Source organism: Pirellula sp. SH-Sr6A (assembly GCF_001610875.1).
In the GTDB taxonomy this organism is placed as follows: Bacteria; Planctomycetota; Planctomycetia; order Pirellulales; family Pirellulaceae; genus JBKCUI01.
Window position 1 is genome coordinate 5297637 of sequence record NZ_CP011272.1, and the last position, 15627, is coordinate 5313263.

At 54.2% G+C, this 15627-nt stretch carries 11 protein-coding genes; 5 read left to right on the forward strand and 6 right to left on the reverse strand.

Features of this window, described 5'->3' with window-relative positions; translation table 11 throughout:
* The first annotated feature begins 86 nt into the window (after positions 1-86).
* Positions 87-1343 (forward strand): phosphatidate cytidylyltransferase, encoded by a 1257-nt coding sequence (locus VN12_RS20635; protein WP_240491209.1) that lies wholly within the window; start codon positions 87-89, stop codon positions 1341-1343.
* 36 nt (positions 1344-1379) lie between these two features.
* The gene (locus VN12_RS20640; RefSeq protein WP_146678574.1) at positions 1380-2156 is read left to right on the forward strand and encodes a TatD family hydrolase; all 777 of its coding nucleotides are present in this window, start codon (positions 1380-1382) and stop codon (positions 2154-2156) included.
* A gap of 15 nt (positions 2157-2171) precedes the next feature.
* On the opposite strand, the gene VN12_RS20645 is transcribed toward VN12_RS20640, so the two are convergent.
* From VN12_RS20645 to VN12_RS20655, 3 genes are all read right to left on the reverse strand, one after another.
* Entirely contained in the window at positions 2172-3053 is an 882-nt protein-coding gene (locus VN12_RS20645) for a glycosyltransferase family 2 protein (protein WP_205855103.1), read from the reverse strand.
* A gap of 149 nt (positions 3054-3202) precedes the next feature.
* A complete protein-coding gene (locus VN12_RS20650; protein WP_146678575.1) occupies positions 3203-4129 on the reverse strand; it encodes an ATP-binding cassette domain-containing protein in 927 nt (308 codons plus the stop codon).
* Between the two features lie 333 nt (positions 4130-4462).
* Positions 4463-5851: a DUF4832 domain-containing protein gene (locus VN12_RS20655; protein WP_146678576.1), complete on the reverse strand. Its 1389-nt coding sequence runs from the start codon at positions 5849-5851 to the stop codon at positions 4463-4465.
* A gap of 237 nt (positions 5852-6088) precedes the next feature.
* On the opposite strand from VN12_RS20655, the gene VN12_RS20660 reads away from it, so the two are divergent.
* Positions 6089-7108: a sugar phosphate isomerase/epimerase family protein gene (locus VN12_RS20660; protein ID WP_240491211.1), complete on the forward strand. Its 1020-nt coding sequence runs from the start codon at positions 6089-6091 to the stop codon at positions 7106-7108.
* A gap of 39 nt (positions 7109-7147) precedes the next feature.
* Here VN12_RS20660 and VN12_RS20665 read toward each other — a convergent pair whose 3' ends face one another.
* Together VN12_RS20665 and VN12_RS20670 are read right to left on the reverse strand one after the other, a co-directional pair.
* Positions 7148-7798: a hypothetical protein gene (locus tag VN12_RS20665; protein ID WP_168164537.1), complete on the reverse strand. Its 651-nt coding sequence runs from the start codon at positions 7796-7798 to the stop codon at positions 7148-7150.
* A gap of 54 nt (positions 7799-7852) precedes the next feature.
* Entirely contained in the window at positions 7853-10468 is a 2616-nt protein-coding gene (locus VN12_RS20670; RefSeq protein WP_146678578.1) for an alpha/beta hydrolase-fold protein, read from the reverse strand.
* Positions 10469-10806: 338 nt separating this feature from the next.
* On the opposite strand from VN12_RS20670, the gene VN12_RS20675 reads away from it, so the two are divergent.
* Both VN12_RS20675 and VN12_RS20680 read left to right on the forward strand, forming a co-directional pair.
* On the forward strand, positions 10807-11889 hold the full coding sequence (locus VN12_RS20675; protein ID WP_146678579.1) for an AAA family ATPase: 1083 nt from the start codon (positions 10807-10809) through the stop codon (positions 11887-11889).
* A gap of 5 nt (positions 11890-11894) precedes the next feature.
* Positions 11895-13328, forward strand: coding sequence for a DUF58 domain-containing protein (locus VN12_RS20680; protein WP_240491212.1), 1434 nt, complete (start codon positions 11895-11897; stop codon positions 13326-13328).
* Between the two features lie 82 nt (positions 13329-13410).
* On the opposite strand, the gene VN12_RS20685 is transcribed toward VN12_RS20680, so the two are convergent.
* Positions 13411-15627 carry a site-2 protease family protein gene (locus VN12_RS20685; protein WP_146678580.1) on the reverse strand — a complete coding sequence of 739 codons (2217 nt, stop codon included), beginning with the start codon at positions 15625-15627 and terminating at the stop codon, positions 13411-13413.

Sequence of the window (15627 nt, forward strand, 5' to 3'; positions counted from 1 at the left end):
GGTATAAAGTTGCGTTCACGACTCGGCATCGCGAGATTTCCTGATAATATAGCGGAGATATCGCATTCATAAACCGACAGACGCAGATGCTAATTTTTAACTTGGTTTTCGCACAGGACGAAACGCAGAAGAGCGAAGGAGAAGCCGATCGCTCGATTCCTCCCTCGGAGATGCCAGCACCGACCCAGGAATTGGCTCCCGAGCCTGCGCGCGATCCGGCGAAAGTGAATGAGGAATCGACTGGTGCCGACTCGGACGCCCTCACCGATCCGATCGCTACACCCGTCCAACGCGAAATCATCGTGCAGCCTGCGCCTGCCGAGAAAGAAATCGGAAAAGCTCCGGTCGAGGCGATGTGGTTCGACTTTCCCACCATTATGTTGGCGACGGTGGTGTTGGTCGTGTTAGGGATCGCATCCTCGGTCGCTCACTACCTTACGCGGACCCCAAACCCGCTTATCAACCCTGCATTGGTGCAGCGATTTGTTCACCGTTTGTGGGCGTGGTGGCTCATGTTTGCCATCTTGATCGCAGGCCTCTTCATGCACCGAATCGGGACAATCATCTTGTTCGGTTTGGTCTCGTTTTGGGCATTTCGAGAATTCATCACCATGACCCCCACTCGCCGGGGCGACCATCGGGCGCTGTTTTGGAGTCTGGTTGTTTTCACCCCGCTGCAATATGTATTGATCGCGATCTCCCACTGGGATATCCGACCGGGAGAGTCGATCGATTTGTACGATATCTATAGCATCATGATTCCTGTGTACGCGTCTCTTTTTATCCCGGCCCGTATAGCGATGGCGGGTGATCACAAGAGATTTCTGGAGCGTTCCGCCCAGATCCAAGCAGGATTGCTCATCTGTGTGTATTGCTTGTCTTTCGCTCCGGCCTTGCTCGATCTCAAGCTTTCGACCAGCGATGGCGAGCCGTGGCACGGGAGCAATGCGGGGTTGCTCTTCTTCTTTATCTTGATCTCGCAGATTTCCGATGTGTTCCAGTGGACTTGGAGTCTGATCAAAGGGAATAGGATCATCGCGAAAGATGTGAGCAGTTCGCGGACGTGGGAAGGGTTGATGGGTGGTTCACTGTCAACCGGTATCGTCGGTGCCCTCCTTTTTTGGGTGACTCCGTTTACACCTTGGCAGGCCGCTTCGATGGCAATCGTGGTTGCGTGGCTCGGCTTCGCTGGTGGGATGACGATGAGTGCGATCAAGCGAGATCGGGGAGTACACGACTACGGGTCATTGGTGCTCGGACACGCCGGTGTTCTGGATCGGATCGATACGCTCTGCTTCTCGGCACCTATCTTCTACCATCTGACTCGATTCTTTTTCGTCTGATGCATTCGTCTCTTTTACGATCGGACTTGGGTAGAGATGGGATGGTTTGATACGCATGCGCACCTTGCGGAGCCAACCTTGCGATCGCAGCTTGAGGAGGTTCTTACGCGGGCTCGAACGAGCGGATTGGAAGGCATATTATGCGTAGCCGTGGATGCCGAGTCCTCCCAGGATTGCTTGGAGATTGCGAAGTCCGATTCGATGATTCGGTGCAGCGTCGGAATCCATCCCAACTATGCGCACCAAGCGAAGCCGGGGGACTGGGAACGTATTGAATCCCTGGTTGCCGAACCGCGAGTCGTCGCATTGGGCGAAACGGGCCTCGACAAGTACTGGGACGACTGTCCCTTTGCGACCCAGGAAGCAAACTTTCAAGCCCATTGGGAGTTGAGCCGAAGTACAGGATTGCCTGTGATCATCCACATGCGGGAGTGTGAGGTAGAGATGCTCGCCGCGTTGAAATCCGAATTTACCCGTGGCTCCTTGAACGGTGTCATGCACTCGTTCGCCGGATCGTTGTCGACAGCGCTGGAATGCTTGGAAATGGGGCTCTCCATCAGCTTCGCGGGCATGCTAACTTACAAGAAGTCTCAGGAGCTACGGGAAGTAGCAAAGCAGATTCCAGTCGAACGGTTGCTACTCGAGACGGACTCACCTTATCTGAGTCCGGAACCCAACCGTTCGAAGCGTCCCAACGAACCCAGCTGGATGGTACACACGGCCAAGGTGCTCGCGAATGCCAAGTCACTCGGTCTGTCTGAATTGCGAGATATCACGGCGGCCAACAGCAAGCGATTGTTCTCGCGCTGGTAACGAATGGCTTTTTTGCTAACCGAATCGGTAACGAATGATGCACCACAATGCATTGAAGAGATCGCGAACACCGATCTTCTTGCCTTCGTCCCAGGATCGCGGACGATAGCGAATGGGGACCTCGCGGATTGCGATACCGCGCCGAGCTAGTTTGGCAGTGATTTCGGGCTCGAATCCGAATCGGCGCTGTTCGATATGAATCGACTGTAGCAACTCTCTGCGAAACGCTTTGTAGCACGTCTCCATATCCGTTAGTTTCTGGCCGCTGGCCAAGTTGCTTAGCCCTGTCAGAATGCCATTGCCCAGTCGATGGATCCAAGAGTCGTGATGGTTTTCGGGTGCAAGATAACGCGATCCATATACCACAGTCGCCTCCCCACGCTGGATCGGAGCGATGACTTGCAGGATTTGTTCCGGCTCGTACTCCAAGTCTGCGTCTTGGACAATCACAATCTCGCCGCGCGCGGCTGCGAAGCCGGTCTGGATGGCGGCACCTTTGCCTTGGTTGATCGAATGGAAGATCGGTTCGATCGGGAAACGATCGGCCAGGTCGCGAATCAACTGCTGTGTACCGTCGAGGCTCCCGTCGTCGACCACGATGACTTGCTTGGTGATCGGCAAACGACAGACTCGCTCTACGATCTCGCTGAGCGTTGCCAGCTCGTTAAAGGCTGGGATCACCACCGTTAGCTGGGGCGTTTCCACACACATTGGTGCAGAACTCGGCTGCGGACCTGCTGCTTCACTGAGGAGAATCTCCGCGTTCTCAATGTTCTGCAATAATCGATCTTCCGACTTTCCTGCGGAGCGAGAGTAGGTCGAGGCTTGCGAGCGTGGGATTCGCAAAGCGTCTGCATTGGATTCGGAATCTAGAGCGGGCCCAGATGGAAGTGCCATGCAAGGTTCTCAGTACGCGTGGAAAAAGGAGATCTTCAGTTAGTGGAAGATCGGTCGATTTTCTCGCGGATCAAAACCGAAATGTACCAAATGCATGCAATTGACTGCACCGAGGAGGGGAATTATGCAGATCGTATCGAGTTTGCGGATTAAGCGACGAGGCCCTTCGTCACCAACATGAAGACGTCTTCCAATGTCGGATCTTTGTCGTTGAACGACTTCATCTTGACTCCGCCATGAACGAGACGGTTGAGGATATCGGACAATCCAGCGTCGTCGGTTTCGAACTCCGCGGTCGCGCGATTGCCATCGATATCGATGCCTCGCAGCGTTGGTTCGCTCCGAAGAATCGACAGTCCAGCATCTTGATTCTCCAAGAATCGGACTTCGACGATCCGATTGCGTCGGATTTTGCGATAGACCGATTCGATGGGCCCATGCATCAAGAGTTGTCCTCGCTCAATAATGCCGATCGACGTGCAGCAGTCGGCTAGCTCGCTCAAGATGTGGCTGCTGATCAGAATCGTTTTTCCCATCTTCCGTAGTTCACGGAGCAGCGCTTTGACTTCGATACGAGCGCGAGGATCCAATCCGCTCGTGGGTTCGTCAAGAATCAAAACGGGGGGATCATGAACCAGAGTCTTCGCAAGGCAGAGGCGTTGCTTCATTCCACGGGATAGACCGTTCACGTAATCGTCCCTTTTGTGTGTCAGGTCGAGCAACTCCAGAACATCGCCGATCACTTGTTTGCGTTGTGTCCGTCCAATCTTGTAAGCGACGGCAAAAAAATCGAGAAACTCCCACACCTTCATACCGTCATAAACGCCGAAATCATCGGGCATGTAGCCGATACTGCGGCGTACATCCATGGGGTTCTTGTTGACGCTAAATCCATTGATCGAACCATCCCCTCGCGTCGGCTTCAGCAGCGTCGCCAGGAATCGAATCGACGTGCTCTTGCCAGCACCGTTGGGGCCGATGAAACCAAAAAGTTCCCCAGCATCGATCTTCATCGTGATGGAATCGACTGCTCGAAACTCTCCGTAATCTTTTCCAAACTCGTGCAGTTCAATCATGGCGTCGCTATGTACATGATTCTATTCGGTGATGTTTTTGCGAATGGCATTCCCTTCGCGCATTCCCGCGAACAGTATAGCTGTTTCCAACTCTCCGCGAGAGCTCCGAAAAAGTCGAGCAGTTTTCTCTGCTGGACTACGATCCACTTGCTTATGATTCCCGTTTCAGACTTGAATTTCTCGCTAAGGCGCCAAGTCGCAGAGGGAAGAGTGAGGATGGAAAGGGACGGATCGGTTTTGCTTTTGTCTGCTTCCCGTGCGAGCTTTGCGCCTTGGCGCGCAATTCTTCCCCACTTCTGATTGCTTTCTATTTCATCGAGAAGAGAGAAGGATTCATTGTTTGTTCCATTCTCCCAGTCTCATCCACCCGGAGTTCAAGTCTTGGGTGGCGTTCGCGAATCGAACTGCAGGGCCTTGAGGCAGTGGATTGGGGACTCGAATACCCAGCTCGAATCGGCCTGATGGCAATTCCTTCAGGTTCAGTTCATCTTGCCATTGAGCCACTCCATGTTGAGGAGGGATCTCCGTCAACCGACCCGAGCACGGGAACGTGCGGATGATTTTGTCATGAAGAAATATGCCCCATTCAGGCGTCCAATCCAAATAAAAAGGTGCAACGCCTCGATTCTCGATACTCAATGTCAATTGCACGCGATCGGGCGCGGTTGCGTCCATCGATACAGATTTTGCATGGAACTCATAGCCCATCCTGCGAGCGATTTCTTTTGCACGGTCGATTCGCTCCTGACTCTGCTTTTTGCCGAACAAACCGCTGTCCATGAGCCACGTGACATGCGTCTCCGAAACACATTGCTCGATGTCTTGGATGCGACGATCTTGGGGGGATGGATCGAAAACGAATCCCCAAGCCTCAGGACGTACTTCACCCCCGATGGGCGACGTCTTCCATTTGTTCATCGCGTCTTCGCCTGCTCGTTCTAGCAATGCCATGAAGAACCAATTGTCATCGCCGCGCCCCGTACGGAGTGTGGACCATGCGAACGAGTCATCGTGGTACCCAAACAAACGATAGGAATTACTCGCAATCTTGGCATCGCTTTCCCCCGCGGGATATCGCAGCAGGACGGGGGTTTTTTGAAAAGCCTTCTCGTACGCGTCCAATACTTCGGATTGAACTGTTTTGGTGGCGAACAAATCGCTGCGAGGATGCGTATGCCATTCCCCCCAGAGTCCGAGAAGACCGGCCGTGATAAAGCCGATGCGAGGATCTCCATCGTACCGATCTCCTAACTCCTGGATGAATCGAACCATAGCCCGCCGTATGCGAGGGTCTTCGTAGTCCGGGGTGTCGACTATGGATCCAGGAGCGTCATTCAACTTCCATCGCGTGACCTTAAGCTCGCGCGACATGAGGAACTCGGGGATTGAGCTCTTCTTGCCCGGGTACTCGATGAAGACCCGAAAAATGGCTTGATGGCCTCGACTTGAGATATCGTTCAACATCGAATCCAGTTCGGTCCAATCGAATCGTTCCTCGTCCTTCATAAGAGAAGCGAGTCCGATGTAGTTGAACTCCAGCGAATGCGGGAACTGCGACCTTCGGTCTCCTTGATAGGGCACAAATCCCTTCAGCGGATTGTCGATTGGAGCGGGGGCATAGGTCAGCGAGCGAACCTCTTGGGCCAATGCGACAGATAAAGACGAACCCAACCAAAGGAACAATAGACAAGGCAAAGATTTGGGAAAGAAACCGGCAGTCATGAAAGGATCGGACCTTGTTGGTGGGAAGACCCTTAGGCGGTCGGAGAAAAGGATCCCAACGGCGCGGGGACATCTTTACGTTTGTCGAAAGTCATCGTTGGCGTTAGGCGTTCCAATGGATTGTATCTCGGCAAGACCACGACATCGAATAAACGAAGTAGAATCCAGTCGAGCGTGCCACTTACGGTTCGTTTCCCTGCCTGCGACTCCTACCCACTTTTCAAGAGTAAAAGCACCATGCACCCACACGATCCCTCTTCAATTCCCCGCCGTGAAGCGTTGCTCGCAACGATGGCTGGGATTGGTTTGTCATCGTTCGCATTCGAGCCCGTTCACGCTTCCCGAGCAGCGGCCCCTGCTGAGGCGGATGCCAGGCGTTCATCCCCCAAGCGATACAAGATGAAGAAATCGATTAATCTTTGGGCGTTCCCTTACCCACAGCTTATGAATCTCCGCGAGTGCATGCAACTTGCCAAAGATGCAGGATTTGACGGGATTGAACTCAATTACGATTTGGAAAACGATCTTTCACCGAAGGGAACGGCGAAGAACTTCGCGGCGATCCGGCGGATGGCAGATGAGATCGGGATTGAGATCAGCGGTCTCTGTTCGTTTCTCTTTTGGCCTTATCCGCTGTCCTCGAACGATCCTGCGAAACGCAATCGGGGCATTGAACTCGCGGGAATGATTGCTCAAGCGGCCGCGGACATGGGGGTGGAAAATGTTCTGGTGGTGCCAGGGGCCGTTCATATCCCATGGCGCGACGATCACGAACCGGTTCCGAACGATGTGTGCGACGAGCGGGCCAAGAATGCGATTGGTCAATTGGTCAAGAAAGCGGAGAAGACAAAGACGTACTTGAACATGGAGAACATTTTCTTCAACGGTTATTTGATGACCCCTATGGAGATGAATCAATTCGTCGATAGTTTTGGTAGCCCTTACATTCAAGTGCACTTTGACACGGGCAATATCTCGATGTTCCAGCACGCGGAGCATTGGGCGACGATCCTTGGCAAGCGAACCAAGAACGTCCATTTGAAAGAGTTCACGAAGAAGGGGACTGATTATTCACTCGAGACGTTTCGTCCGTTGTTGGACGGAACAACCAACTGGCCTGCGGTGACGGACGCCTTGGAGAAAGTAGGCTATGAGGGGTATCTCACCTTTGAGTATTTCCATCCTTACCAGCACTACCCCGAGGCGCTCGTTTGGCAAACTTCCGATTCACTCGATCGCATCTTGGGAAGGAAGTAGACATCGGGAAAGATCGGCGAAGCTACCGATGAAGAGATTCTAGTGGGCTGGCCGGAAGACTTTGAATTCTTTTCCCGTCGCTTTGATTCCTGCTTTGAGCATCAGAAGTCCAATTTTGAGTTTATCTGGCTCCCGCATGCGAACTTCTTCGATATCGGGGCTGATCGATTGGACCTCCCCTCGCACGTAAATGATGCCTCCTCGCATTCCCCGGCCCAGTTCCTCTCCTGCGTTCCCACCGATGACGATCGATCCGCTTTGCATACCGAGCCCACACAGCGGACCTGCGTTCCCACGTATCACGACATCTGCACCTTGCATACCCAGCGCGACGCGCGGGCCAGCGTTTCCGTAGACGGAAACAAGCCCCCCTTGACCGAGCGACGCCAATCCGGAGCCAGCATCGCCGTGGACAAACAAGGCGCCGGAATGGATCGAATGAGCCAGGTAGTGTCCTGCATTGCCCTCGATGATTCCTTCGGATTCTCCAAAGCACACGAAGCAAAAGTCGCCGACACTGCCCAAAACTTTGACGTGCCCCCGCAATCGATAGCCGTTGAGCAAATAGGGCAGGGCCTTCGCGCAACAGATTTCAATCTCATGCTCTACCCCGCAGTCGAGAGCTCGCAATGCTTCGCGAGCTGGCTCGAATCCTTGGGAGGGAATTTCCAAACGAACTGTTGCAGGCAAGATGAGGGTCTCGGGGGACGGACACGGGAATGGATGAAATGCTTTTCTTAACCGCTATTCCAACGTCAATGGGCGTCGGAAGATGGTGCTTCCATTGGTTATGAACAACCACTCGCCGGCAGGGCCTCCCAACACGCAACTGGTGAGAGGTGCGTCCTGAATGGGTTTCGGCAAAACACCGCACTGACGTCCCGTGGGATCGAATATCTGCACTCCCAATTGGGAAGTCACGTAATAGCGACCGACTCGATCGACAGCCATTCCGTCCCCCCCCGATGCAAGGAGATAGGGGGGAGGCTCATTGAACGCAAAGTCACCTTTGGCATCGATCGGGGATCGAAGTTCCATAGCTGGCAACTTGCTATCGATATCTCCGTTGGGCAATAGCCGATACATCCAAACAATTTTCCCTCCGTATTCCGAAACAGCGAGCGTGCCGCCGTCCGGAGAAACCGCAATCCCGTTAGGTCGGTTGATACCCTCACCTGCAATGGAAACCTTCCCGGTGGCCAATTCGATTTTCGTAATCCTTCCTTCCTTGGTTTCGGTGATATACGCGTAGCCATTGGAAGCGATCGCCAAGTCATTGGGAGTTACCTCGTTGGCGACCACGGAGACCTGCCCGTTAGTCGGATCGATAGAAACCAATCGGTTCTTGGAACCTTGGCAACCGTAGAGCTTTCCATCTGCCCCGAATTCCAATCCGCTGACCGCCTCCTTGGCAATGAGTTCTTGTTCCCCGTTTCCGTTTCGAACGCGATAGATTGCGGGGGCACGCATATCGGAGTAATAAAAGTTCCCTTGTTGGTCGACGCAGGGAGCGTCGGCAAATCCAAGATCTTTCGCGACGACCTCCCAGCCTTGTTTGGGAACAAGAAGTTTCAGCAGGGTGAGGTCACCCTTGAGATCATCCTTCGTATTCCATTGGGGCTCATGCTTCTCTTTTCGCCACAACCATCGGAGTGCGTCGGGAAACAGCATCCCACCGTGGTCGGCATTGTGTCCGTAGCCTTCTGCCCAATCAAAGCGCACATCGTAGCCCATGTAAGCCAGAGCAGAGTGCATCAATTTGTTCGAGAGAGGCCAATTGCCAAAGGGGTTGTCCAAGTCGCCGCTCGTATCGGCGAGGTAGATTCGAAGCGGCTTGGGTTCGGTTTTTCGGATGAGCGAAGGATAGACATTTCCACCTCGAAGATTTGTGAAGCTGCCGATCGTGGAGAGTACTTTGCGGAATTGATCGGGGCGTTCCCAAGCGACCGTGAACGAGCAAATACCGCCGGAGCTAGCACCGCATAGTGCTCGCATCTCCGGATCCTTAGATAGCGTATATTTGGCTTCCACCTGAGGAAGGATTTCCGTCAAAAGGAATTGAGCGTAGCGGTCCCCGAGACTGTCGTACTCGTAGCCGCGGTTCGAGGCTCGCCAGGGGGAATCCGGTTTCGCGCGTCGAGAGTCGTGTCCAGGATTGACGAACACTGCGATCGTGGGGGGCATTTCTCCCTTGGCGATCAGATTGTCGAAGACAACCGGAACGCGCCAACGTCCTTTCGTATCCATGTAACTATGGCCATCTTGAAAAACCATGACGGCCGATGGTTCGTCCGGCTTGACCTGAGCCGGTACATAAATCGCCCAATCCCGAACGGTATTCTCAAAGATCTTCGATTCAAACGCTGGGAACTTTTCGATGGTTCCCGTAGGGACCTTTTCGTTGACGACGGCGTCAGGGTGGGGCTCCCATTTCGTTTTCTCTGGTGCAGTCGTTGGTTCGGTTGAACCGGTGTTGGTCTCGGTGGCATCCGGCTTGGACCAGAGCCAGCGAAGGGCTTCAGGCAGTTCTTTTCCAGCCCAGTTACCACTGTGTCCACCCTCGGTCATAACCAATTTGTGTTCGTAGCCTGCGAACTGCAGAGCTGCCGCAAGGTCTTGATTGGCCAAGGGCCAGTTTCCGAACAAATTGTTGAGATCGTCTTTGCCTTCCTGTAGGTAGACCTTGATCGCCTTTGGATTGCGTTTGCTTTTGCGGACCAAGCCCGGGTAGGCCCAGCCTCCCCTTATGTTGGTGTAGCTACCGATGTGGCTGAGAACTTTACCGAACTGGTCCGGGCGTTCCCATGCGACGGTGAAGGCGGCGATGCCGCCTGACGAGATACCGCCAATGGCGCGATCTTCGGGTGAGTTGCTGACATTCAGATCTTTCAACGCAACCGGAAGAAACTCCTCGATGAGGAAGCGTGCGTATCGATCTCCCATCGAGTCGTATTCAAAGGAACGGGTGCTCCGATCCTTCGCATTGGGCAAAGCACCTTTTACCGTCCCAGGGGAGACAAAAACGGCGATCGTTACCGGCATGGCTTTTTGGTGAATCAAGTTATCGAAGACGATGGGGATGCGAAAAGGGCCATCGGGATTCGCGTAGTTCTGTCCATCTTGGAAGACCATCAAGGCAGCCGCTTGGGATGGGTCGTACTGCTTCGGTATGTAAACGCTGTAGTCGCGCTGAGTGCCGGGATAAATCTCGCTGGTCTCGAAGACCCCTTTCTTCACTTCACCCGAGGGGACATCTTGTTGACGCACTCGGTCGGGATGGTCCGTTTCCTTTGCGGGTTGTGCGAAGGCGGGGGGGACGAAGGCGAGAAGTGCAAACGCGTTGATCGCCAATAGAAACATCCCGATCAACCTACTATTCAACTCGATGCGCGAGGGCATCTTGCGAGCGTGGAAGATCGGATGTAGCGCGCATGGATCGCGATGCGAAATGGAGAGGTGATTCATGGCAGCGATAGGAACAGAGAGGGGATGGATCGCAGGACGGGAGCGGCGGGCACGCGTTGAGAACAATAATCGCAGCTCAGTATACCTTGTTGCTTTCACGACGTCCGATAGGGAGGACATTTTTAGAAGGCAGCGACGGCTCTTCACTATTTTTGTTGAGGGCACTGCCCCCCGCACGAAAGCTCCGGTTATCATTGGGGCGTTCCGTCAAAAGCCCCTGCCCAATGGTCACTATGAGTCAAAGCCATTCCGATTCGCAATCCGTTTCCCGTGAAGGTGCATCTGCTCCCGTCGGGGCTTCAAGCGGAGAGCCCGCCCGTCCTGCGGAGCCTGCATCCATCGCTCCGATTCCTGCGATCCCAATGACGCCGACGCAAAAGCTCTTTGAAGAGTCTATGGCGGAAATCAGCAAGATTTTCGTGGGGCAAGAGGAGCTGGTTACTGTTTCGCTCGTCGCCTTGTTCTCCGGCGGGCATGTGTTGATCGAAGGCGTGCCGGGGCTCGGAAAGACTCTCTTCGTCCGGACGCTGGGGCGCGTCCTCGGCTGTCAATTTGGGCGGATTCAATTCACAGCTGACTTGATGCCATCGGATATCACCGGCGCTCCCATTTTGGATTTGAAGACTCAGGACTTTCGATTCCGTCCTGGTCCTGTCTTTACTCAGTTTTTGTTGGCGGATGAGATCAACCGCTCCCCTGCGAAAACGCACGCCGCCCTATTGGAGATTATGCAGGAGTATCGGGTGACCATCGATGGAGTCAGCCATCCGGTTCCTCGACCCTTTTTGGTGATGGCGACCCAAAACCCAATCGAAAGCGAAGGGACATACTCCCTCCCTGAAGCACAGCTAGATCGCTTCATGTTCAAAGCGATCGTCTCTTATCCTGGTGAAGCCGAGGAGGCGCGGATCTTGGATCTGCACTCACGGCAAGTCGATTTGGGGGCTGTGCTCCGCGAGGAAGTGCGTCAAGTCACCAACGCCGAGACCATTCTCCAAATAATGAAAGCGAACTCCGAGGTTCGCATCGAGCCCAAGCTGCTCGCGTACATCAATCGTATTGTTCGTTCCACGAGAGCTTGGCCGACCTTCCACATGGGGGCATCGCCGCGAGCTGGGTTGGCGATTGTTCAAGGTGCCAGAACGCTCGCCGCGTTTCGCGGCCGCAACTATGCCGTTCCCGATGATGTGGTCGAGATCGCGATCCCGGCACTGCGTCATCGTGTGGTGATGAGCGCGGAAGCCGAAGTGGAGGGGTTGCTTGTCGATTCGGAGCTCAGCACCCTTTTGCGCGGAATCGAAGTTCCTAGGTTGTAGATCCCGTGGACCAGACAATCGACGCTCAACAACTCTACGACTCCGTCGGTTCCTATTTATTCTGGGCACCTTGGATCGGACTGGCTTTGCTCCTGCTCCCTCTGCTGGTTTTGGCATGGGGCTGGCGGATTTATCCGACTTTGCGCTGGTTGTGGTTTCTCCTCCCCTTGTCGTTTGCCACCGTTTTGGTCGCGATCGATCCGCTCTATCGCCACTTTATCGTCGTCTTGGATCTGGTGGCTGTCTCATTCGTGGTCTTGGATCTGCTGACGATTACGAGCCAAAGCGGGATTCGGGTCGAGCGTCAAATGGTGCGGAGCGCGTCGCTCGGTGGGACGCATCCAGTGAAATTGCTGGTTGAGAATCGTAGCGACCGGTTGAAGCGGATCGTGATGCGCGACGATCTACCCACGGAACTCAGCGCGAAGCCCGAAGTCCATCGCTTCCGACTCGATTCTCGAAAGCGAACCGAGATCGATTACAAGCTGACGCCGAAACGACGCGGTACTTATCGATTTGAATCTATCTACTTTCAACTGCTGAGCCGATTTGGATTGTGGACACGCAATCTTCGCAAGCCATTGCCGGGCGAACTGCATGTCTACCCCGATATGAAACAGTTAACCGAGTATGCGATTTTGGCTCGCACGAATCGATTGAGTCTGATCGGGGTTCGCAAGACTCGAAAGGCTGGGCAGGACAACAATTTCGAGCGGCTACGCGACTACACCCAAGATGACAATTACAAGCATATCGATTGGCGTTCGACCGCTCGGCGGAACAAACTCACCGTCAAGCAATTTCAAACCGACCAGAGCCAGCGCATCGTGTTCCTGGTGGATTGCGGGAGGCTGATGACCGCGGAATATCGAGGTCTAAGTTTGCTCGACTATGCCTTGAACTCGATGCTGATGCTCAGTTACGTCGCGCTGCATCAGGGAGACTCCGTCGGATTGATGTGCTTTTCCGATCGGATCGAATCGTATGTGCCCGTTCGGGGGGGAGCGTCGCAAATGAATCGATTGCTTCACGCTAGTTTCGATCGCTTCCCCACACTGCTTCAGACCAACTACAGCGAAGCGTTTCTGCACTTTTCCAAAACTTGTCGGAAGCGATCGCTAGTCGTATTGTTGACCAGTGTGATCGACGATGTCTCTGCGGCGCAGATCACGGGCTACCTCACAACCCTTCGAGGAAAGCATTTGCCGTTGCTATGCTTGCTTCGTGACCGAGCCGTGTTCGAATACGCGGACAACCCAAACCTGGACGAGTCGGTACTCTATCGAAGTGCCGCGGCCGCTCAGCTTTTAATCTGGCGGAACGATGTGATCCAGAAGATCCAGAATGCGGGGATCCTCGCGGTCGACGCCTTCCCCGACGCGCTTACTTCACCCTTGGTGAATCAATATCTCGAAGTCAAAGCGAAGCACTTGCTCTAGAACGAACCGCTCGTCCTCACCCTGCGAAGCCATTTATGTGCTTCGCGCGAAGATTGGGATCCACTCGTTTCGTTTGGCCGCTCTACCCTCGATAGAACCTGGAAATGTTGATGTAGTCATTGAAGACGACCGCCAGCATCAAGCAAAGCAATCCTAGCACGCCCGCTAGTCGAAGCTTCCCCTCGAGTTCTTCGTCGACAGGCTTTCCACGGATCGCTTCCGCGATAAGGAAAACCATATGTCCACCATCGAGGGCAGGGATGGGGAGGAAGTTGATGATTGCCAAGTTCGCGCTAAGCAGCGTGAGGAACATCAGCAACGGGGAGATGCCGCGAGACGCCGCATCGGTCGCTTCCATCGCGATGGCTCCAGGACCACCCACGGCTCGGAATGGGAGTTTGCCACGTACGAGCAATTCCAAGAACTCGAGAACATTGCCACCTCGTCGAACAATTTCGTGAAGCCCCAGACCCATTGCATCTGCGACCGAGTCGACTTGATGGGTCCTCTTGAGAGAGGTGAATTGGAGACCGCGATCGGGCCAATGGAGCGTTGGGTGTTTCGCGACGGTGACATTGCATCGATCGACCTTACCGTCTCGTTCGAAGTGAAGCTCGGTCGAGAGGCCGGTGCGCATCATTTGCAGAGTTCCGATCCAGTACTGCATGTTTCGGCCGCGATCGACGAGTTGGGCTTTCTTCAGCGATTCCGCTCCGAGGAGAACATTCTTAAAATATTGCAACTCGTCTTCTGTTTCCGGGCTGAATCGAATTTGGGTGATCACATCGTTCACTTGCAGTCCTGCCTTCTCTGCAGGCATACCGGGTTCAATCCGACCGACGATATTGCTGACACCGTATACGATTCCCGTGCCGGGGATTTCCAGTCCGGTGGGACCGAACATGGCATCGGCGACCGGGACAGGAAAGGAATCAGGAAGTTGCCATTCGAACGTTTTCTTTTCGCCTGCTGCATCTGTGAAATCGAGGGTTGCTTTCTTCCCGAATTTCGAGCTCAGTTTTAATAGCAAAGCGAACGCGTCGTCGATCGGTTCGCCATCGAGCGAGATCAGCTTCATTCCTTCCTCGATTCCAGATTGGAAGCCCAGCGAGTTTTCGCGAACGGTGACGACTGGTGTGGGTAGGAAACCGGCACCAAAGGACTTCATCGCGACAGGTGGAGAAGGTACATCGACGGGTTCTCGCTCTTCGCTCTTCTTATCGTCGGGATTTTTGAGTCGCATCACGTTGAGGGTAACGGTCTCTGCGTGTCTTGGTTCCAGTCGTTTGTCCAATTCATAGCCGAGCGGCTCTGGAGCGTAACGGGACACCGGCAGGGTTTCGCCATTGATACCGACCACGATGTCACCTGGTTCGAGCCTGGGCAGACTCGAAGCTTCATAACTCGGGTCCTCTGTGTATTGCTTGGAAATGGGGCTGATTCTTGACAAGGTTGTGATGAAGGTCGATCGCATGCCAAGGCTGAGGATTTGAATACCACGCGATGGGTCGGAGTGGTGGGTAGTTCCGACTACGGAAAACTCTTTGGTCTCGCCATTGCGGTCGACACCGATGGCCACCGGTTTGGAAGCGTCGCGAAGCCCTGCGAAGACAATCGACTGCTGCATATCGCGGAACGAGAGCTCGTCGTTTTCGTTCTTGTTGACTTTCACAAATCGGTCCCCTGGTTCTAATCCTGCATGCCAAGCTGGATCGCCGGGGAACACTGTTCCAATCACCGCCGCGTCGTAGGGAACCCCAACATAGAATGCGATCGCGGCCATGAAGACGCCGGTGATCAAATTCATGACGACCCCAGCGCTGATGATCACCATCCTCGCGTAAACACTCTTGGCGGCATACGAACGGGGGTTGAGCTTCGGTGCACCGTCAGGTCCGACACCTTCCCGGCTTCGTGCGGCTTCCGCGGCAGAGTTGCGAGGATCATCGTCTTGTCCGAGCATCTTCACGTAACCCCCCAACGGGATCACTCCAATCCCGTATTCGGTTTCACCCCACTGGAAATGAAACAGCTTCGACGGGAGTTTGATGGGACCGATTTGGAGTGGTGGATCAAACCCAACGTAGAACTTGTCGCATTGCACGCCAAAGGTTTTCGCAGCGAGGAAGTGTCCTAGCTCGTGAACAAAGATGACAAACCCCAGTCCGAGGGCGACGAGCATGATGTTGTAAAGGAAGGTTCCCCACGACTCGAGCAGCGTCGGTTCCGCAGCAAAAAGGGGCTGCGTCCAATTCAGCAGTTGGGTCAGGGAGTCGCCGGCAATGAGGAGATCTGTCAT